The 18377-nt window shown below is 64.3% G+C and carries 22 protein-coding genes; 17 read left to right on the forward strand and 5 right to left on the reverse strand.

All coding sequences use genetic code 11. The features are described 5' to 3' along the window. Positions 1 to 160 precede the first annotated feature (160 nt). On the reverse strand, positions 161 to 1057 hold the full coding sequence (locus LB513_RS23000; protein WP_224665773.1) for a D-alanyl-D-alanine carboxypeptidase family protein: 897 nt from the start codon (positions 1055 to 1057) through the stop codon (positions 161 to 163). Between the two features lie 237 nt (positions 1058 to 1294). Between LB513_RS23000 and LB513_RS23005 the strand changes: the two genes are divergently transcribed. From LB513_RS23005 to LB513_RS23015, 3 genes are all read left to right on the forward strand, one after another. After that, positions 1295 to 2395, forward strand: coding sequence for a hypothetical protein (locus LB513_RS23005; RefSeq protein WP_224665774.1), 1101 nt, complete (start codon positions 1295 to 1297; stop codon positions 2393 to 2395). An 85-nt stretch (positions 2396 to 2480) separates the two neighbouring features. Next, positions 2481 to 3101 carry a nucleoside triphosphate hydrolase gene (locus LB513_RS23010; protein WP_224665775.1) on the forward strand — a complete coding sequence of 207 codons (621 nt, stop codon included), beginning with the start codon at positions 2481 to 2483 and terminating at the stop codon, positions 3099 to 3101. A 108-nt stretch (positions 3102 to 3209) separates the two neighbouring features. Next, a complete protein-coding gene (locus LB513_RS23015; protein WP_224665776.1) occupies positions 3210 to 3629 on the forward strand; it encodes a hypothetical protein in 420 nt (139 codons plus the stop codon). A gap of 46 nt (positions 3630 to 3675) precedes the next feature. Here LB513_RS23015 and LB513_RS23020 read toward each other — a convergent pair whose 3' ends face one another. The 3 genes from LB513_RS23020 to LB513_RS23030 all read right to left on the reverse strand — a co-directional run bounded on the left by LB513_RS23020 (position 3676) and on the right by LB513_RS23030 (position 5992). Beyond that, positions 3676 to 4380, reverse strand: a complete 705-nt coding sequence (locus LB513_RS23020) for a glutathione S-transferase family protein (RefSeq protein ID WP_224665777.1) — start codon at positions 4378 to 4380, stop codon at positions 3676 to 3678. 143 nt (positions 4381 to 4523) lie between these two features. Continuing rightward, positions 4524 to 5732, reverse strand: a complete 1209-nt coding sequence (locus LB513_RS23025; RefSeq protein WP_224665778.1) for a beta-ketoacyl-[acyl-carrier-protein] synthase family protein — start codon at positions 5730 to 5732, stop codon at positions 4524 to 4526. Between the two features lie 5 nt (positions 5733 to 5737). Further along, the gene (locus LB513_RS23030) at positions 5738 to 5992 is read right to left on the reverse strand and encodes an acyl carrier protein (RefSeq protein WP_224665779.1); all 255 of its coding nucleotides are present in this window, start codon (positions 5990 to 5992) and stop codon (positions 5738 to 5740) included. A gap of 210 nt (positions 5993 to 6202) precedes the next feature. Here LB513_RS23030 and LB513_RS23035 point away from each other — a divergent pair, with 210 nt between their 5' ends. The 11 genes from LB513_RS23035 (at position 6203) to LB513_RS23085 (ending at position 13654) form a co-directional block, all read left to right on the forward strand. Continuing rightward, positions 6203 to 7036 (forward strand): urease accessory protein UreD, encoded by an 834-nt coding sequence (locus LB513_RS23035; RefSeq protein ID WP_224665780.1) that lies wholly within the window; start codon positions 6203 to 6205, stop codon positions 7034 to 7036. A gap of 28 nt (positions 7037 to 7064) precedes the next feature. Next, positions 7065 to 7367, forward strand: a complete 303-nt coding sequence (locus tag LB513_RS23040; RefSeq protein WP_224665781.1) for an urease subunit gamma — start codon at positions 7065 to 7067, stop codon at positions 7365 to 7367. 17 nt (positions 7368 to 7384) lie between these two features. After that, positions 7385 to 7642, forward strand: a complete 258-nt coding sequence (locus tag LB513_RS23045; RefSeq protein WP_224665782.1) for a DUF1272 domain-containing protein — start codon at positions 7385 to 7387, stop codon at positions 7640 to 7642. Between the two features lie 30 nt (positions 7643 to 7672). Further along, positions 7673 to 8260, forward strand: a complete 588-nt coding sequence (locus LB513_RS23050) for a HupE/UreJ family protein (protein ID WP_224665783.1) — start codon at positions 7673 to 7675, stop codon at positions 8258 to 8260. Positions 8261 to 8267: 7 nt separating this feature from the next. Then, positions 8268 to 8573, forward strand: coding sequence for an urease subunit beta (locus tag LB513_RS23055; RefSeq protein WP_224665795.1), 306 nt, complete (start codon positions 8268 to 8270; stop codon positions 8571 to 8573). After that, positions 8573 to 10285, forward strand: a complete 1713-nt coding sequence (ureC, locus tag LB513_RS23060) for an urease subunit alpha (protein ID WP_411962736.1) — start codon at positions 8573 to 8575, stop codon at positions 10283 to 10285. The genes LB513_RS23055 and ureC overlap by 1 nt, the downstream gene beginning before the upstream one ends. Before the next feature lie 189 nt (positions 10286 to 10474). Further along, positions 10475 to 11062, forward strand: coding sequence for an urease accessory protein UreE (gene ureE, locus LB513_RS23065; protein ID WP_224665784.1), 588 nt, complete (start codon positions 10475 to 10477; stop codon positions 11060 to 11062). Beyond that, positions 11055 to 11726, forward strand: coding sequence for an urease accessory protein UreF (locus LB513_RS23070; RefSeq protein WP_224665797.1), 672 nt, complete (start codon positions 11055 to 11057; stop codon positions 11724 to 11726). The genes ureE and LB513_RS23070 overlap by 8 nt, the downstream gene beginning before the upstream one ends. Next, the gene (locus LB513_RS23075; RefSeq protein WP_224665785.1) at positions 11723 to 12163 is read left to right on the forward strand and encodes a DUF3995 domain-containing protein; all 441 of its coding nucleotides are present in this window, start codon (positions 11723 to 11725) and stop codon (positions 12161 to 12163) included. The genes LB513_RS23070 and LB513_RS23075 overlap by 4 nt, the downstream gene beginning before the upstream one ends. Beyond that, positions 12160 to 12801 (forward strand): urease accessory protein UreG, encoded by a 642-nt coding sequence (gene ureG, locus LB513_RS23080; RefSeq protein ID WP_224665786.1) that lies wholly within the window; start codon positions 12160 to 12162, stop codon positions 12799 to 12801. The genes LB513_RS23075 and ureG overlap by 4 nt, the downstream gene beginning before the upstream one ends. 85 nt (positions 12802 to 12886) lie before the next feature. After that, positions 12887 to 13654 (forward strand): class II aldolase and adducin N-terminal domain-containing protein, encoded by a 768-nt coding sequence (locus LB513_RS23085; protein WP_224665787.1) that lies wholly within the window; start codon positions 12887 to 12889, stop codon positions 13652 to 13654. Between the two features lie 3 nt (positions 13655 to 13657). Here LB513_RS23085 and LB513_RS23090 read toward each other — a convergent pair whose 3' ends face one another. Further along, a complete protein-coding gene (locus LB513_RS23090; protein ID WP_224665788.1) occupies positions 13658 to 14290 on the reverse strand; it encodes an HAD family hydrolase in 633 nt (210 codons plus the stop codon). Between the two features lie 256 nt (positions 14291 to 14546). Here LB513_RS23090 and LB513_RS23095 point away from each other — a divergent pair, with 256 nt between their 5' ends. From LB513_RS23095 to LB513_RS23110, 3 genes are all read left to right on the forward strand, one after another. Beyond that, on the forward strand, positions 14547 to 15506 hold the full coding sequence (locus LB513_RS23095) for a sugar-binding transcriptional regulator (protein ID WP_224665789.1): 960 nt from the start codon (positions 14547 to 14549) through the stop codon (positions 15504 to 15506). A gap of 345 nt (positions 15507 to 15851) precedes the next feature. Continuing rightward, positions 15852 to 16757, forward strand: a complete 906-nt coding sequence (gene gcvA, locus LB513_RS23105) for a transcriptional regulator GcvA (protein WP_224665791.1) — start codon at positions 15852 to 15854, stop codon at positions 16755 to 16757. 211 nt (positions 16758 to 16968) lie between these two features. Then, complete coding sequence (locus tag LB513_RS23110) at positions 16969 to 18279, forward strand: ABC transporter substrate-binding protein (protein ID WP_224665792.1); 1311 nt, start codon at positions 16969 to 16971, stop codon at positions 18277 to 18279. Positions 18280 to 18377: the final 98 nt, after the last annotated feature.

The following is an 18377-nucleotide window of genomic DNA, read 5'->3' on the forward strand; positions in this document are numbered from 1 at the left end:
TCCGCACGATTGCGTGACAATGGCAAGACAATAGCCGGCTGCTAGTCTTTCGCGGATGTAGGACTTTGATTGAGAGGCGTCCCGAGATCGTCATCCACGGGCGCGGCAGTAGCGCAGCTCCGTCGCGGCGAGCCTGGATGACGAAGTGAGGGAGACCCGCCTATTGCTGATCGGCGTACATCAGCCTTGTCTTGCTGTCGGCCATTTGAGGCGACAGGCTGCGCTGGATCAGCGCCTCGACATGGTCGTTGCGCTGGCGGGCGCTGTCGGCGCCCATCACAACCACGACGAGCTGGCGGCCGTCGGCATTGTAGGAGGTGACGATGTTGAAGCCGGAGGCCCTGATATAGCCGGTCTTGATACCGTCGACGCCGCGCACGCGGCCCAGCATGTCGTTGTGGCCGCGCACCAGCCTGCCGCGGAACATGAAGTCGCTTTCGGAGAAATAATGGAAGTGCTGCGGGAAGCGCTGGCGCAGCGCCATGCCGAGCACCGCCATGTCGCGCGCGGTCGTGTGCTGGTCGTCGTCGGGCAGGCCCGAGGCGTTGCGAAACACGGTCCCGGTCATGCCGAGCTGGCGCGCCTTGGCGGTCATCTGCGCGGCGAACTGCTCCTCCGAGCCGCCGAGATACTCGCCCACCGCCACCGCGACGTCATTGGCCGATTTGACGACGATGGCGCGGATAGCCGAATCGACATCAATGGTCTCGCCGCGCCGGAAGCGCATCTTGGTGGGCGGCTGCGAGGCGGCATGGTCCGAAACCGGTATCTGCGTTTCCTTGCTGATGCGGCCGGATTCCAGGGCCTCGAACAGGAGATAAAGCGTCATCATTTTGGTCAGCGACGCGGGATAGCGCTGCGCGGTGGAGTTGACCTCGAAGAGCTGCTTGCCGGTCCTGGCGTCGATGACGAGGGCAGCGTATTTCTGCTGCGGCGCCGGCACCGCCAGCACGGTTTCGGGCGGCGGCATGGCTGTCGTGCAGCCGGCGACCAGCAGCAACAGGCCAAGGGCTGCGAGAACTCTCTGGATGAGCGGCAAAGAACGCGAATTGGGCAAGGGCAAGTCTGTCAGGTCAAGCTGTTGCTGAGATGAGGCGAAGCTAACGTAACCCGATTGCCGCGTCCATTTGGTTAATGGCGCCCATACAAAGGGATTGTGGGGGATTGTCCAGCCCCTTGTTGGGGCCTGGCAAATCGCAGCTTGCAAAGAGCTGATGCGAAATGCTGGTCGCGGCGCTTGCACAAGCGGCGCCGACAGGGTTCTGCTTGCGTCTCCACAAACAGTGAGAGCGCCATGACCATCAGCACCATCAAAGCCAAGGGCATTTCGGTTTCGCTCGACCTCACGGTCGGCCATCTCGCCGACATGGTCGTCGACAGCGGCGGACGCCAGCTGCGGCCGCTGCATCGCGCGCCCTGGATCGACGAGCCGCGCGACACGCTGCCGAAGGATCTGCCCGAGGGCACGGTGCGGCTGTCGGGCGACTTCCTCTGCGCGCCGTTCTCGCGCAGCGATGTCGAGGAGGCGCCGCTGCATGGCTGGCCGGCCAACAGTGCGTGGGATATCGTCGAGAGCGGCGCCACCTCGGATGGCTGGCGCGCGCTCTATCGCCTGCGCCACAAGGTGATGGGCGCGACGGTCGACAAGATCCTGACGCTGCGCGACGACCACCCCTTCCTCTACCAGGAACATGTGTTCGCCGGCGGCCAGGGCGCTATCTCGGTCGCCCACCACCCGATGGTCGCGATGAAGGGTGGCGGCAGGCTGGCCTTTTCACCGAAGCGGTTCGCCGCAACGCTGGACGAGCCGCTCGAGCCGGATCCGGCGCGGGGCCGCTTCAAGCTGGCCTATCCGGCGCGCTCTGCAGATCTCGGCCATTTCCCAGCCACCGGCGGCGGCACGCTCGACCTCACCGAATACAGGATGGAGGACCGCCGCGAGGATTTCGTGACCCTGGTCGAGGCCGATCATGGCGGGCCAGGCTGGACGGCGTTGGCACGCACGGCCGAAGACGACCTGGTGCTGGTGCTGAAGAACCCAGCCGAGCTGCCGGTCACCATGCTCTGGCTCAGCAATGGCGGGCGCGATTACGCGCCCTGGAGCGGACGCCATCTCGGCGTGCTCGGCATCGAGGACGGCCGCGCCGCCATCGGCCATGCCGCCTCGGTTGGCGACAATTGGTTGAAACGCGAAGGCGTGGCGACCGCGTTCACGCTGGGCGGGGGCCAAGACGTCTCCTTCCGCCATGTCATCGGCGCCATGAAGCTGTCCGGTGGCGAACCGCCGCGGCAGGTCACCACAGAGGGTGGCCGCATGCGGCTGGCCGGCGCCTCGTCATGGGAGGTTCCCTTCGATAGCGATTTCCTGCGGATAGGGCCGCGCACGGCCTCGTGAGCGGGGTGGGCACGGTTTGAAATTTCGGCGCATTGCAGCCAAGATGTGAGCGAAACATCATGCCGACCAACCAAGGGAGGCTCCCATGTCCGAACTAGCCCACCTCGCCGCCACCATCTTCAAGCGCGCCGGCAAGGCGCCGCGATTCACCGTCGCCATCGCCGGTCCGCCGGGGGCCGGCAAATCGACGCTGTCGGCGGGCCTGCATGATTTGCTGCCGGACGGTGCCGCGGAAGTGGTGCCGATGGACGGCTTCCACTTCGACGACATCGTGCTCGAACGGCGCGGGCTGCGCGCGCGCAAGGGAGCACCGGAAACCTTCGACTTCGCCGGCTTCGAAACGCTGCTGAAGCGCATCCGTGCCGGAGAGCCCGATATTGCCATTCCGGTCTTCGACCGCAGCATGGAGCTGTCGCGCGCGGCCGCCTCGATCGTCGGCGCCGACACCAAGTTCATCCTGGTGGAAGGCAATTACCTGCTGCTCGACGAGGAACCATGGTCGCGGCTGGCGCCGCTGTTCGACTTCACGATCTTTGTCGACGTGCCGCGCGATGAGCTCAAACGACGGCTGCTGGAGCGCTGGCACGGCCACGGCCGCTCGGACGAGGACGCACGGGCCTGGATCGCCTCCAACGACATGCCAAATATCGATCGAGTGCTCGCCCGTCGCCGGCCCGCCGATCTGGTATACGGCCGGCCGTGCTGACCCCGTATTCGACCACCGGCCTGATCCGCGCCGCCATCGAGGGGAACCTTAAGACTTTCAGGCCGTTAGTGGGCATATTGCGAATTGCGCCAGAGAGGATCTCTTCCAATGGCAACCAAGGCAAAGACAGTCGCGCCCGGTCGGGCCAAGGCAACCCAGCCCAAGGCCAACCAGTCCAAGGCTACTCAATCCAGGTCCGCTCAGCCGAAGGCCGCCGCCAAGACAGGCGCGGACGCGGGCGCAGCCGTCGCCGAACGCTCCAAGGAGGCCAAGCCGGCCTTCGGCAAGGCAGCGCCGAAGAAAGTGATTCCGGTCGCCGCCAAGGCGGCGCCCAAGGCGGCAAGGGCCAAGAGGCCGGCAAACACGGATGACTCGATCTCCGGCAGCGCAATGCGCACGGTCAAGGCCGCCGCCAACGTCGCCGCAGGCGCGGTGGTCGTCGCGGCAAAGGGCACCGCTTCGCTCGCAGCGTCCATGATCGGCAGGGGCGAGGGTTCGAAAGCCAAGGCGAAGGCGGCGGCCAAGTAGTTTCCGACATCAGCCGTCATCCCTCGGGTTTCCCGGGGAGCTCAAGTCAGGGCTTGGCCGGAATGGTCAGGCCTTCTTGCACGGCCGGCCTAGCCAGGCTTCGATCCAGCCATGCGACGACATTGGCGAACTGGTCGAAGCCGACCAGTTCACGCGCGTCATAGAAGCCGATCAGGTTACGCACCCAGCCGACGAGCGAGATATCGGCTATGGTGTAATCGTTCCCCATGATCCATTTGCGGCCTTTCAATCTGCCGTTGAGGACGCCGAGCAACCGCCGCGATTCATCGCGGTAGCGCTCCAGCGGACGCTTGTCGGCGATCTCGCGGCCGGCGAATTTGTGGAAAAAGCCGAGCTGGCCGAACATCGGACCGACCGCGGCCATCTGAAAAAAGACCCATTGGATGGTCTCATAGCGCCGCGCCGCGTCCACCGGGATGAGAAGACCGGTCTTCTCGGCGAGATAAAGCAGAATGGCGCCGGATTCGAACAGACCGATTGGTTTGCCGCCGGGACCATTCGGGTCGATGATGGCCGGGATCTTGCCATTGGGATTGAGCGACAGGAATTCCGGCGTCCAGCTTTCATCCTTGCCGATGTTGACCAGATGCGGCTCGTAAGGCAGGCCGAGTTCTTCCAACGCGATGGACACTTTCACGCCGTTCGGCGTCGGCGCGGAATAGAGCTGGATCCGGTCGGGATGGCTGGCCGGCCAGCGCGTTGCGATCGGAAAGGCGGAAAGGTCGGCCATGGGAACTCCTGAATGCGGGGATTGACGCCGTAGGGCGGGACCCGGCTGGTGAGCCAGACGTAGGACGCCGCAGCTGATGATCAATACGCGCTAGAGTTTTTGTCCGGCACGAATTTTCCCGCAGCAATGCCAGCGTTAACCGCTCAAACGGCCTTGAAGGCCAGCACCGCGTTGGTGCCGCCGAAGGCGAAGCCGTTGCTGATCGCGGCGCGCACCTTGCGTTCGCGCGCCACATTCGGCGTTACATCGAGGTCGCATTCCGGGTCGGCTTCACGGAAATTGGCGGTCGGCGGCACAATTCCCTCGCGGATGGCATTGACGCAGGCGATCATTTCGAGCGCGCCCGATGCGCCGAGGCAGTGGGCATGCATCGACTTGGTCGACGATACCGACAGCTTGTAGGCGGCGTCGCCGAAGACCCGCTTGATCGCCGCCGTCTCGATCTGGTCGTTGGCCTTGGTTCCGGTGCCGTGGGCATTGAGATAGTCGACATCCTCGGGATTGAGCCCGGCGTCTGCCAGACAGGCGCGCATTGCGGCGGTCGGTCCTTCGATGGTCGGCGCCACGATGTCGGAGGCGTCGGCGGAGAGACCGGCGCCGGCAACTTCGGCCAGGATGGTGGCGCCCCGCGCCATGGCATGCTCGTAGCTTTCCAGCACGGCCATGCCGGCCCCCTCGCCGAGCGACAGGCCCTGACGATCCGCCGAGAATGGCCGGCAGGTATCGGGCGCCAGCACCCGCAACGCTTCCCAACCTTTCAAGATACCCCAGACCAGCGGCGCATCGGTGCCCCCGGCGACCATGACATCGGCGCGGCCGAGCCTAATCTGGTCGACTGCCGATGCGATGGCATGGTTGGACGATGAGCAGGCGGAGGTGACGCCGAAGACGGGGCCGCGCAGGCCGAGATTCATGCTGACCTGGCCGGACGCCGCGCTCGGCATCACCTTCGGCACGGTGAAGATGCCGGCGCGATTCCTGCCCTCGAGCAGGATGGCGCGATAATTCTCTTCGATCGCTTCCCAGCCGCAGACACCGACGCCGACGACGGTGCCCATCCGGTAGGTGGTGGCGTCATCGGAAACCAAGCCGGACTGCTGCAGCGCCTCTCGTGCCGCGATCACGGCCAGCAGGCTGAAACGGTCCATCGATACGAGCTGCTTGCGGTCTATGCCGTGATCGGGAAGCGTCTTGATCTCGCAGCCGACCTTGACCTTCAAATCATGCAGCTGCGGGCTGCTTATGGCCCCGATCGCCGAACGGCCGGCGCGCATCTCGTTCCAGATGGCGGCCGCGTCGGCGCCGAGGCCGCAAATGCCGCCCATGCCCGTGATGACGACACGTGTGCGCATTCAGTTCAGGCTTTTTTCGCGATCAGAGCGCGAACTGCTTCGACCATGTCGCCGACATTCTTCAAATTGCTCCAGGCATCGACCGTGTTCATCTCGATCTCGATGCCATACTCTTCCTCGAGATCGAAAATGATCTCGGTCAGCTCGAGCGAATGAATACCAAGCGAGGTCAGCTCGGTGTTAGCGGTGATTTCCTCGCCACCCGGCTCGGCATGAGCCTTGATCTTGGCGATGATATCCGTTGCCAGCTGGTCGGCCATTCGGTAGTCCCCACTGTCGCGTTTCCCGACGCCAACTGAGCAGCGTCTTTTTTTCTCCTGGTATCAACCCGCCGGCGTCGCTCCGCACCCGCCAAGCGCCGCATGACCGTACCAAGGTGTTTCCCTCTATAGAAACCCAGACCTTGTCAAGCAACAAGCTAGTTGAGGCCGCATATCGACAAAGCCGCCGGAGTGCTTAACGTGCGAGGCATGAATACGATCCTGCATGGGGCGATTTCGACGCAACGCGTCGCTGGCACGGCGCGGCTTTCCTGCGCCGTCGGCGACGGCCGCACGCGCCTGCGCCGGCTCTACCAGGACGGCGCCGCCAAGATCAGGATGCCGGCTGTTTCAGGCGATCCGCTCGAAGCGGTGCTGATCAACACCGCCGGTGGCATGACCGGCGGCGACCGTCTCGGATGGGGCGTGGAGATCGAAGCGGCAGGGTCGGCGTCCATCACGACCCAGGCCTGCGAGAAAGTCTATCGTGCCGCCTCGGACCGAGCCGAGGTTCGGGTTAGGCTGAGCGTCGGCGAAAATGGCCGGGTCGCCTGGCTTCCGCAGGAAACCATCGTCTTCGACCGGGCGGCTTTTGCCCGCACGCTCGACGTCGACCTTGCCGCCGACGCCGAGGCGCTGGTGCTGGAAGCCACCGTCTTTGGCCGCCTGGCGATGGGCGAGCGTGCCGCGCAGGGCACTTTCCATGACCGATGGCGCGTTAGTCAGGGTGGTTCGCTCATCCATGCCGAGGATTTCCGCATCGGGCCTGATATCGCGGCGGCGCTCGGTCGCCCGGCTGTCGCCGACGGCGCTATCGCCATCGCGACGGTGTTGCTGGTGTCGCCAAGGGCGGAATCTCTGCTCGGTCCGGCGCTGGAAATCGTCGGCGGCGAAGGGAGCGCAAGCTTCTGGAGCGTGAAGAAATCTGGCAAGCTTCTTGCGAGGCTTCATGCCGGGGATGGCTACCAGTTGCGCCAGCGGTTGGTTCCCCTCGTAGAACTGCTCAACGGTAGGGCGGGGCTGCCCAAATTATGGTCACTGTGACTCTATCCACGCAAGTCCGGGAACACGCATGAACCTGACGCCGAGGGAAAAAGACAAGCTGCTGATCGCCATGGCGGCCGTCGTGGCGCGCAAGCGGCTCGAACGCGGCGTCAAGCTCAATCATCCGGAAGCCGTCGCACTGATCACCGACTTCGTTGTCGAGGGCGCCCGCGACGGCCGCCCGGTCGCCGAGCTGATGGAGGCCGGCGCCCATGTCGTTACCCGCTCGCAGGTGATGGAGGGCATAGCCGAGATGATCCATGACGTGCAGGTCGAGGCGACCTTTCCGGATGGCACCAAGCTGGTGACCGTGCACGAACCGATCCGGTGAGCGGAAGGACAGGAACGATGCTGGAGCTGCGCCCAAACTGCGAATGCTGCGACAAGGACTTGCCGCCGGACGCGAAGGACGCATTGATCTGTACCTTCGAGTGCACCTTCTGCACCAATTGCGCCGAAAACATACTGGGCGGCGTCTGCCCCAATTGCGGCGGCAATTTCTCGGCGCGGCCCATCCGGCCGGCGGCGATGCTGAAGAAACATCCTGCCTCGACTTTGCGCGTTCTCAAAGCTGAAGGCTGCGGCCCCGCCCGCAAGGCCGCCTAACATCATGACCCGCGAACGAAAGGCAAATAAATGATGTCCGTCAAACGCCTGTACCTCTCGGCGATCCTGCTGATGGCCGCTTCCGTGCCGGCCTATGCCCATGTCGGCATCGGCGCCACGTCCTCCTTCGCGGCCGGTTTCATGCACCCGCTGTCGGGCCTCGACCATATAACCGTGATGCTCGCCGTCGGCCTGTGGGCGGCGCTCAAGGGCGGCAAGGCGATATGGGCATGGCCCGCGGCTTTCGTCGGCGTATTGCTGGCCGGCGCCGCCCTCGCCATGGCGCAGGTGCAACTGCCGTTTGTCGAGCCGGGCATACTGGCTTCGGTGGTGGCGCTCGGGCTGCTGGTGGCGCTCGCGGTCGATCTGCCCGTCTCGGTGGGTGTCGCCACCATCGCACTGTTCGCTCTGTTCCACGGCCATGCTCACGGGACCGAAGTGCCCGAGAATGCCGGCGGGCTCGAATACATGGCCGGCTTCGCAATGGTGACGGCGCTGCTGCATGCGACCGGCATCGCTGCGGGCCTCGGGCTTGGCACGCGGTTTCGCGGCTTCGCCCGCGCCGCGGGCGCGGCCTGTGCGGCGGTCGGCGCCGGCCTCGTCCTTGGCGTTCTGTGAGGGCATGATGATTCCGGGCGAAGTCATAACCGCCGACGGCGACATCGAGCTGAACAAGGGCCTGCCGACCGTCACGTTAAAAGTGGCCAACAGCGGCGACCGGCCGATCCAGGTCGGCAGCCACTATCATTTCTTCGAGACCAATGAGGGGCTGAAATTCGACCGCGAGCGCTCACGCGGCATGCGGCTCGACATCGCCGCCGGAACCGCCACGCGCTTCGAACCGGGACAGGAGCGTGACGTGACGCTGGTGCCGCTGGGCGGCAAGCGCGAGGTCTACGGATTCCGGCAGCAGGTTATGGGAAAGCTCTGATGGCCAGGATTACCCGCGCCGCCTACGCGCAGATGTATGGTCCGACGGTCGGCGACAGGGTGCGGCTGGCCGATACCGAGCTGTTCATCGAAGTCGAGAAGGACCTCACCGTCCATGGTGAGGAGGTGAAGTTCGGCGGCGGCAAGGTCATCCGCGACGGCATGGGTCAGAGCCAGGTGTCGCGCGCTGAAGGCGCGGTAGACACCGTCATCACCAATGCGCTGGTGGTCGATGCCAGCGCGGGCATCTTCAAGGCCGATATCGGGCTCAGGGACGGGCGCATCGCCGCGATCGGCAAGGCCGGCAATCCCGACACGCAGGACGGCGTCACCATCATTATCGGCCCCGGCACGGAGATCATCGCCGGCGAAGGCAAGATTCTGACCGCCGGCGGCTTCGACGCGCATATCCATTTCATCTGCCCGCAGCAGATCGAGGAAGCGCTTATGTCGGGCATCACCACCATGCTGGGCGGCGGCACCGGGCCGGCGCATGGCACGCTCGCCACCACCTGCACGCCCGGGCCGTGGCATATGGCGCGCATGATCCAGTCCTTCGACGCCTTCCCGATGAATATCGGCCTGTCAGGCAAGGGCAACGCCTCACTTCCGGCCGCGCTCGAGGAAATGGTGCTGGGCGGTGCCTGCTCGCTGAAACTGCACGAGGACTGGGGCACGACGCCGGCGGCCATCGACTGCTGCCTGTCGGTCGCCGACGAATACGACGTGCAGGTGATGATCCACACCGATACGCTCAACGAGTCCGGTTTTGTCGAAAACACGGTCGCGGCGATCAAGGGCCGTACCATTCATGCGTTCCACACCGAGGGCGCCGGTGGCGGCCATGCCCCCGACATCATCAAGGTCTGCGGACTGCCCAACGTCATTCCGTCCTCGACCAACCCGACCCGGCCTTACACGGTCAATACGCTGTCCGAGCATCTGGACATGCTGATGGTGTGCCACCATCTGTCCCCGTCGATCCCCGAGGACATCGCCTTTGCCGAAAGCCGCATCCGCAAGGAGACCATTGCGGCGGAAGACATATTGCACGACATCGGCGCGTTCTCGATCATCTCCTCGGATTCCCAGGCGATGGGCCGCGTCGGCGAAGTGGCGATCCGCACCTGGCAGACGGCCGACAAGATGAAGCGCCAGCGCGGCGCGCTGCCGCAGGAAACAGGCAACAACGACAATTTCCGCGTCCGCCGCTACATTGCCAAATACACGATCAACCCGGCCATCGCGCATGGGCTGTCGAGGGAGATCGGCTCGATCGCGGTCGGCAAGCGCGCCGACCTGGTGCTGTGGAACCCGGCCTTCTTCGGCGTCAAGCCCGATATGGTGCTGATCGGCGGCATGATTGCTGCCGCCCCCATGGGAGACCCCAACGCCTCCATCCCGACGCCGCAGCCGATGCACTACCGGCCGATGTTCGGCGCCTACGGCAAGGCCAGGACCAATTCGTCCGTGACCTTCGTCTCCAAGGCAGCGCTCGAGTCAGGGCTGCATGGCAGGCTTGGCGTCGACAAGCAGTTCGTCTCCGTCGAGAACACCCGCGGCGGCATCGGCAAGCACTCGATGGTGCTCAATGACGCGACGCCGCATGTCGAGGTCGATCCCGAAACCTACGAGGTCCGCGCCGATGGCGAGTTACTGACCTGTGAACCAGCGACGGTGCTGCCGATGGCGCAAAGGTATTTCCTGTTCTGAACGTGGGCGCTTTCTATTGCGCGGCCGCTGCGCTCTTCGCTGCCATTGTTTGCTGCGGCTCTTCGACACGACCGTCTGACTGGCGTTGGGCGATTGCGGGGGATGGTCTAGGCTTGCCGCAACACCGATATCGGATACGTCGCATTGGTGGGACGCCACTCGCCGTGCACGCAAAAAAGGGATCTTTCGATGAAGCTCGACATCAAGACCGACTTCACCAAATTCCCGCGTGCTATCTCCGTCCTGTCGGCCAGCGAAGCGAAGACTGGAGAGCCGTGCGCACATGCCGTACTCGCTCATGACGAACGACATCTGCGCCGCCGCGCCATCGACCTGTCGGACGGCAGCAAGGTGCTGGTCGATATTCCCGAACCTGTCGCCCTGAACGACGGTGACCGGCTGGTGCTCGAGGATGGGCGCCATATCGAGATCATCGCGGCGGCGGAAGAGGTCTACGACATCCGCGCCCGCGATGCCGTGCACCTGGCCGAGCTTGCCTGGCATATCGGCAACCGGCATCTCGCGGCAGGCATCGAGGCCGGACGCATCCTCATCCTGCGCGACCACGTCATAAAGGCGATGCTGGAGGGGTTGGGCGCCACGGTCACCGACGTGTCCGAACCGTTCAGGCCGGTGCGTGGCGCCTATTCCGGCCAGGGCGGACATAGCCACGGCCACGCGGAAGCGCATTCGCACGCGCATGTCGAGGCACACTCCCATGCGCACAGCGATTCCCATTCGCACAGCCATGCCGGCCATCACCACGATCATGACTGATCAGCCTTCCAACATCGCGCTCTTGCGGCTGATGGCCTGGCTGTCGCCGTCCTTTCCGGTCGGAGGCTTTTCCTACAGCCACGGCCTCGAACGCGCAGTGCATGACGGGTTTGTCGACAATGCCGCGAGCCTTGCCGCCTGGCTGGAGACGTTGATCGAGATGGGCTCGGGCTGGAACGATGCGGTGCTGTTCGCCGAAAGCTGGCGCCGCGCGAGCGGCTCCGGCGACCTCGGCGAGGTGGCAGCGCTCGGCGAGGCGTTGGCCGGCTCGCGCGAACGCCATGCCGAGACCATGCTGCAAGGGGCCGCCTTTCTCCAGGCGGCGTCGGCCTGGCCCAGCACGGTGCTGGCGCGATTGCCGGTCGAATGCGCCTATTGCGTTGCAGTCGGCGCCATTGCCGGCGGCAACGGCATCGCGCTCCGCGACGCGTTGTCCGCTTTCCTGCAAGCCTTCTTCTCCAACCTCGTCCAGGCTTCCATCAGGCTCGGCGTGGTTGGCCAGCGCGACGCCACATCCCTGCTTGCCGGCTTCGAGCCACTGGCGTTGTCGACCGCGGTCCGCGCCGCCCGCTCGACATTGGACGATCTCGGCGGCTGCGCCTTCGTCTCCGATGTCATGGCGATGAAGCACGAAACCCAATATTCGCGGTTGTTCCGTTCATGACCGTGCTCGCCTTTGCCCTGTCCTTCGTGCTGCTGGTGATAACGGCTCTGCATGTCTACTGGGGCATCGGCGGCGTCTGGCCGGGTCGGGACCGGACCTCTTGTGCCCACGCCGTCGTCGGGTTTCGCAGTGTCGATGAGATGCCGACACCCTTCGCCAGTTTCGCTGTCGCCGCCTGCCTGTGCCTGGCGACGCTGTGGCCGCTGGCGCTGATTGGCTTGTTTGCCTCTCCCTTCGCCCCGGAAGGCCTCGCTGCCACCGCGCTGCTCATCGGACTGGTGTTCCTGGGGCGTGGCATTGCCGGCTTCACGCCGTGGTGGCGACGGCTGGCCCCGGAACAACCTTTCGCCCGGCTCGATGTTCGTTATTATTCGCCGCTCTGCCTGTTGATCGGGCTCGGCTATATCCTCCTAGCCATCACGGAGTTTCCGGCATGACACAGAAAAACGGCCCGTTGCGCATCGGCATCGGCGGTCCCGTCGGCTCGGGAAAGACGACGCTGACCGAAAAACTCTGCAAGGCGTTGCGCGACGAGTTCTCGATCGCTGTGGTGACCAATGACATCTACACCAAGGAAGACGCCATGATGCTGGCGCGGCTGCAGGCGCTGCCCGAGGATCGCATCATGGGGGTCGAAACCGGAGGCTGCCCGCATACCGCCATCCGCGAAGACGCCTCGATCAACCTGCAGGCGATCGCCGAGATGAACAGGAGATTCCCCGATCTCGACATCGTCTTCATAGAATCCGGCGGCGACAACCTCGCCGCCACCTTCTCCCCCGATCTTGCCGACCTGACGCTCTATGTCATCTCGGTCTGCCAGGGCGAGGAGATCCCTCGCAAGGGTGGCCCGGCGATCACCCGCTCGGACTTCCTCATCATCAACAAGAGCGATCTCGCGCCCTATGTGAACGTCAATCTCGATGTGATGGAGAGCGATGCCGCGCGCATGCGCGGCAAGCGGCCGTTCGGCTTCACCGATTTGTCGCGTGGCAAGGGGCTGCACGAGGTCATCGACTTCATCGTCGAGCATGGCGGGCTGAGGGCTGGCACTGCCACCAGCACCGCGGCCTGACGTCAGCAGAGTCCCTGCACCAACCAAAACCCGTTGCGGCGGAGCCAGTGTCGCGGCATTCTGCCCATAACCGGAGGATTGTTCGATGAGCCTTGCCCGCCTGCAAAAGGAACCGCTGACCAACCTGCCCTTTTACGAAGAGCGCGTCGATCTTGCCTGCGCCTTCCGCTGGACGGCGCGGCTCAACATGCACGAGGCGGTGGCCAATCATTTCTCGCTGGCCGTCAACGACGATGGCACGCGGTTCCTGATGAACCCCAACCAGGTGCATTTCTCGCGCATCAAGGCGAGCGACCTCCTGCTGATCGATGCCAACGATCCGGACACGCTGTCCGGCCCGAACGCGCCGGACCCGACGGCCTGGGGCCTGCACGGCGCCATCCATCGCAACGTGCCGCATGCGCGCTGCGTCATGCATGTGCATTCCATTCACGCCACGGTGCTGGCTTCGCTCGCGGATTCGACATTGCCGCCGATCGACCAGAACTCGGCCATGTTCTTCAATCGCCATGTCGTCGACGCGCATTATGGCGGGCTGGCCTTCGAGGAAGAGGGCGAGCGTTGCTCGCAGCTTCTTACCGATCCCAAGGTCAAGGTGATGGTGATGGGCAATCACGGCGTGCTGGTCATCGGCGACACGGTCGCCGACGCCTTCAACCGCATGTTCTATTTCGAGCGCGCCGCCGAGACCTACATCAAGGCGCTGTGGACAGGCCGGCCGCTGCGCACGCTCTCGGACGCCATCGCCGAGAAGACGGCCAGCGAAATGGACGACTATCCCGGCCAGGCCGAGCGCCATCTCAGCGAGTTGAAGGCGATCCTCGATGAACAGGAGCCGGCTTACCGGAACTGAAGGTTAAAGTCCGACTTCTCGGCGCAATTCCTCGGCGCTGTTGATGACGATGGCGCCTGCAGGGCCTTCCATCGGCTTTTCCGGCCAGAAGATGGTCTTCATTCCCGCAGCCAACCCCGCCAGGGCGCCCGGCCAGGAGTCGTCGACGGCGACCGCGTGCGCAGGATCGACTTCGGCCAGATAGGCGGCGCGCAGGAACGGCTCGGCATGCGGCTTGCCGTCGCGCACGTCGTTGCGGCTGATGGTCATCATGCCGGGATAGGTCAGGCCGACCATGCGCAAATTGGCGTCGACGATCATCCGGTCCGAATTCGACACCACCGCTTGCTGCACACCTCTTGCCCGCAATTCGTTGAAGATTTCGATCGCTCCCGGACGTGGCTGTAGCCCCTCCACCAAGGGCAGGTAATGCTCGTATTTGCGGATGATCCAGTCATCGAACGGCAGGTCGAGCCCGAACTCGTCGCGCATCATTTCATAGACTGGCCAGGCGGCGACGCCGAGCACCCGCTCGTGAAGGTCGGCGGGCGGCACCAAGCCGACATTGCGCATGGCGGCCACCAGCGCTGCTTCGTGCAGCGGCTCGCTGTCGACCAGCGTGCCGTCCATATCCCAGAAAACCGCTTTCGGCGTCATGAAAGGCTCCTTTTGGCGATCCCTTAAAGGGTTTGTCCGGAGAGATAAACCTCGGGGACGGTAGAGCGTAACATTCATCAGGACCATGACCGGTGCTTTCCACCGAAGCGGATCACTCCATGCTGGCAGGAATTTGTGTACGAGCCGGCTGGCGCCTCAAGCAATTGCCCTCAGGCTTGACAATTGCGCAGCCGGCTGTTCCCTGCAACATTGGCACGGACCGCCGAAATGACGTCGGTTTGCGGGAGAAAAGAGCGTGAGTGTCCGGCAGGATGGCGGCAACAACAGGCTGGACGATGCGGCGCGCGCCGGCTGGCTTTATTATGTTGCCGGCAACACACAGGACCAGATCGCGGCGACGCTCGGCATCTCGCGCCAGACGGCGCAGCGGCTGGTGTCGCTGGCGGTGTCTGAAGGTCTGATCAAGGTCCGCGTCGACCATCCGATCGCCAACTGCCTCGATCTGGCCGCCCGGCTGAAATCGCGTTTCGCGCTCGATCTGGTCGAAGTCGTGCCAAGCGACCCCAACTCGTCCTCGACCACGATCGGCATCGCCGAGGCCGCCGCCGCCGAGATCGAGCGGCGATTGCGGTCACCGACCCCGATCGTGATGGCGATCGGCACCGGACGCACGCTGAAAGCGGCGATCGAGCAGCTGCCGCCGATGGAATGCCCTCAGCATAAGGTGGTGTCGTTGACCGGCAACATCTCCCCCGACGGCTCGGCCGCCTTCTACAACGTCATCTTCACCATGGCCGACAGGGTCAAGGCGCGGTCCTTCCCGATGCCGCTGCCGGTCATCGCCTCATCGGCCGAGGAGCGAGAGATGCTGCTCAACCAGCCGATGATCCAGCCAACTCTGGCGCTGGCCGCCGAGGCCGATGTCACCTTCATCGGCATAGGCGACCTCGGGCCCAGAGCGCCGCTCTACGAGGACGGCTTCGTTTCCGAAAGTGAATTGAAGGCGCTGCAGAAGGCAGGCGGCATCGCCGAAATCGTCGGCTGGGTGTTCGATCGCGAAGGCCGCATGATCGAGGGCATCACCAACGACCGCGTGTCATCGGCCTCGCTGCCGTCACGCGAGAAGTCGCTGGTCATCGCGCTGGCAATGGGCGAGCGCAAACTGCCGGGCATCATGGCGGCAGTGAACCGGCGGCTGGTCAATGGGCTGATTACGGACGAGCGCACGGCGACGGCCCTGCTGGACGGCGCATGACGCCGAACACGTGTTTGTCCAAGACCCGGATCGCGATAAGCCGGGCAAGTTATCGCCGCCGCCCACACGGGTCATTGCCATCGAGGAAACCCAGGTCACGCAGCAGATGCGGCGACAAGTCCCTGATGTCGAGATGCGCCCGTCTCCGTGGCGCGAACCATCGGAAACCGTCCGCGAGCCATGAGAACCAGCGATGCTCGGGGCTGGAAATGTATTCTTGCCGTGCCGTGGCCATGATCGAAGTCCTCCGTTATCCTAAACCCTACTGATGGGTCGATATGGAATGTCGGCCTTGGCGGCCGTCCTTGCCAATTGAACGTCGATAAGGACCCATAAGGAGGCTTTATGCCGGACCTCGCCTCGCGACAGGTTTCCCAGCTGCCGCCGCTGCAAGCGATCAGGGTGTTCGAGGCCGTGGCGCGGCATCTCTCCTTCACCAAGGCCGCCGAGGAGTTGGGCATGACGCAGGCGGCGGTCAGCTATCAGATCAAAGTGCTCGAGGAGCGCGTCGGCGCGCCGCTGTTCCTGCGTCAGCCGCGGCAGATCGCACTGACCGAGCCCGGACAAAGGCTTGCGCCTGCCGTCACCGAGGCCTTCGGCATTCTTGGCCAGGCCTATGCCGCGGCACGCGGCGGTGCCGACGGGCTGCTGAGCATCACAACGGTGCTGACCTTTGCCTCCAACTGGCTTGCGCACCATCTGGGCTCGTTCCAGATCGCCCATCCAGCGCTTGCCGTGCGGCTGGAGACGTCGAGCCGGCTGACCGACTTCGCCCGCGAGGATGTTGACCTCGCCATCCGTTCGGGCGCCGGCAAATGGCCGGGCCTCGAGGCGCACAGGCTGCTCGATGCCGACTTCACGCCGATGCTGAGCCCGAGACTGGCGGCCAGCATCGGCGGCGTCAGGGAGCCAGCCGATCTGCTGCGGCTGCCGATCCTGGATCCCGGCGATATCTGGTGGAGGCAATGGTTCGGGGCGGCCGGCGTCCATTCGCACGACCTTGCCGAGCGACCCGGCAGCAGCATGGGGGCACAGGCCTATGAGGCCAATGCCGCCATAGCCGGTCACGGCGTGGCGATCCTGACCCGAGCGCTGTTCAAGGCGGAACTGGCCGAAGGCCGCCTTATCCAACCCTTTGACCTGGTGGGCGACGACGGCCACGCCTATTGGCTGGTCTACCCGCAGGCGCGCCGCAACGTCCCGAAGATCCGCGCTTTCCGCGACTGGCTGCTGGCCGAGATCGCCGGCTGAAGACGTTCGAATGCGCGATGCGAAGCGCTCCTTCTCATCTGAAGGGTTCAGGAAGACGGCGTAAGCCGTCCCCCTTACTCACGCGGGCTGCTCACGGCCCAGCGCCGGGTGCTGCGATGCAGCATCGAATCCGGCTTGACATAATTCACCTCAAATGAGTAATTGCCCAGAGCCAAGGCAAATGCTCATCTTGGTTCATGGGAGGAATTTGATGAAACTGCGCACGCTCACCCTGGGCTTGTTGTCGGCCAGCGCTCTCGCTTTTGCCGCACAGGCCGAATCCATCACCATCGCCACCGTCAACAATGGCGATATGGTCCGCATGCAAAAGCTGACCGACGACTTCACCAAGGCGAACCCCGACATCCAGCTGAATTGGGTGACGCTCGAAGAAAACGTGCTGCGCGAGCGCGTCACCACCGACATCGCCACCAAGGGCGGCCAGTATGACGTGATGACGATCGGCACCTACGAGGTTCCGATCTGGGCCAAGCAGAGCTGGCTGTTGCCGCTCGACAAGCTGGGCGACGACTACGACGCCAAGGACATCATCCCGGCCATCGCTGGCGGTCTGTCGGTGGACGGCAAGCTCTACGCCGCACCGTTTTACGGCGAAAGCTCCTTCGTCATGTACCGCAAGGACTTGATCGAGAAGGCCGGGCTGAAGATGCCCGACGCGCCGACCTGGGACTTCATCAAGGAGGCCGCCGACAAGATGACCGATCGCGCCAATGGCGTGAACGGCGTGTGCCTGCGCGGCAAGGCCGGCTGGGGCGAGAACATGGCGTTCCTGACCGCGATGTCTAATTCCTTCGGCGCACGCTGGTTCGACGAGAACTGGAAGCCGCAGTTCGACCAGCCGGAATGGAAGAAAACGCTGCAGTTCTACGTCGACATGATGAAGGCCGACGGCCCGGAAGGCGCCTCGTCCAACGGTTTCAACGAGAATCTGGCGCTGTTCCAGCAGGGCAAGTGCGGCATGTGGATCGACGCCACCGTGGCGGCGTCCTTCGTTTCCGATCCGAAGAACTCGACGGTCGCCGACAAGGTCGGCTATGCCCTGGCGCCCGACAATGGCCTTGGCAAGCGCGGCAACTGGCTGTGGGCTTGGTCGCTGGCCATTCCGGCTGGAACCCAGAAAGCCGACGCGGCGCAGAAGTTCGTCTCTTGGGCGACCAGCAAGCATTATGCCGAACTGGTCGCTTCCAAGGAGGGCTGGGCCAACGTGCCTCCGGGCACGCGTTCCTCGCTCTACGCCAACGCCGAGTACCAGAAGGCGGCTCCCTTCGCCAAGATGACGCTGGACTCGATCAATGCCGCCGACCCGACGCATCCGACCGTCAAGCCGGTGCCCTATGTCGGCGTGCAGTTCGTCGCCATTCCTGAGTTCCAGGGCCTCGGCACCACAGTGGGGCAGCTGTTCTCGGCGGCGCTCGCCGGCCAGTCCAGCGTCGATGACGCGCTGAAGCAGGCGCAGGATGCCGCCACGGCCACCATGACCGAAGGCGGTTATATCAAGTAGGCTCCTCCCGGTGCCGAACGCCGGTCGCCTCCTGACCGGCGACGGCCCCCCCCCAACCCAATAAGGCCGCCCCCCAAACCCCCACAGAAAAAAAAAAA

The sequence above is a fragment of the Mesorhizobium sp. ES1-1 genome, from assembly GCF_020164785.1.
Classification (GTDB): domain Bacteria; phylum Pseudomonadota; class Alphaproteobacteria; order Rhizobiales; family Rhizobiaceae; genus Mesorhizobium.

Excerpts from the sequence above, each read along its gene's own strand:
- LB513_RS23110 (WP_224665792.1), top strand. The coding sequence starts at position 16,969 with ATGAAACTGCGCACGCTCACCCTGGGCTTGTTGTCGGCCAGCGCTCTC.
- LB513_RS23005 (WP_224665774.1), top strand. The coding sequence starts at position 1,295 with ATGACCATCAGCACCATCAAAGCCAAGGGCATTTCGGTTTCGCTCGAC.
- LB513_RS23040 (WP_224665781.1), top strand. The coding sequence starts at position 7,065 with ATGAACCTGACGCCGAGGGAAAAAGACAAGCTGCTGATCGCCATGGCG.
- LB513_RS23020 (WP_224665777.1), bottom strand. The coding sequence starts at position 4,380 with ATGGCCGACCTTTCCGCCTTTCCGATCGCAACGCGCTGGCCGGCCAGC.
- ureE (WP_224665784.1), top strand. The coding sequence starts at position 10,475 with ATGAAGCTCGACATCAAGACCGACTTCACCAAATTCCCGCGTGCTATC.
- LB513_RS23025 (WP_224665778.1), bottom strand. The coding sequence starts at position 5,732 with ATGCGCACACGTGTCGTCATCACGGGCATGGGCGGCATTTGCGGCCTC.
- LB513_RS23075 (WP_224665785.1), top strand. The coding sequence starts at position 11,723 with ATGACCGTGCTCGCCTTTGCCCTGTCCTTCGTGCTGCTGGTGATAACG.
- ureC (WP_411962736.1), top strand. The coding sequence starts at position 8,573 with ATGGCCAGGATTACCCGCGCCGCCTACGCGCAGATGTATGGTCCGACG.
- LB513_RS23015 (WP_224665776.1), top strand. The coding sequence starts at position 3,210 with ATGGCAACCAAGGCAAAGACAGTCGCGCCCGGTCGGGCCAAGGCAACC.
- LB513_RS23055 (WP_224665795.1), top strand. The coding sequence starts at position 8,268 with ATGATTCCGGGCGAAGTCATAACCGCCGACGGCGACATCGAGCTGAAC.
- LB513_RS23050 (WP_224665783.1), top strand. The coding sequence starts at position 7,673 with ATGATGTCCGTCAAACGCCTGTACCTCTCGGCGATCCTGCTGATGGCC.
- LB513_RS23030 (WP_224665779.1), bottom strand. The coding sequence starts at position 5,992 with ATGGCCGACCAGCTGGCAACGGATATCATCGCCAAGATCAAGGCTCAT.
- LB513_RS23085 (WP_224665787.1), top strand. The coding sequence starts at position 12,887 with ATGAGCCTTGCCCGCCTGCAAAAGGAACCGCTGACCAACCTGCCCTTT.
- LB513_RS23070 (WP_224665797.1), top strand. The coding sequence starts at position 11,055 with ATGACTGATCAGCCTTCCAACATCGCGCTCTTGCGGCTGATGGCCTGG.
- LB513_RS23045 (WP_224665782.1), top strand. The coding sequence starts at position 7,385 with ATGCTGGAGCTGCGCCCAAACTGCGAATGCTGCGACAAGGACTTGCCG.
- LB513_RS23010 (WP_224665775.1), top strand. The coding sequence starts at position 2,481 with ATGTCCGAACTAGCCCACCTCGCCGCCACCATCTTCAAGCGCGCCGGC.
- LB513_RS23035 (WP_224665780.1), top strand. The coding sequence starts at position 6,203 with ATGAATACGATCCTGCATGGGGCGATTTCGACGCAACGCGTCGCTGGC.
- ureG (WP_224665786.1), top strand. The coding sequence starts at position 12,160 with ATGACACAGAAAAACGGCCCGTTGCGCATCGGCATCGGCGGTCCCGTC.
- LB513_RS23090 (WP_224665788.1), bottom strand. The coding sequence starts at position 14,290 with ATGACGCCGAAAGCGGTTTTCTGGGATATGGACGGCACGCTGGTCGAC.
- gcvA (WP_224665791.1), top strand. The coding sequence starts at position 15,852 with ATGCCGGACCTCGCCTCGCGACAGGTTTCCCAGCTGCCGCCGCTGCAA.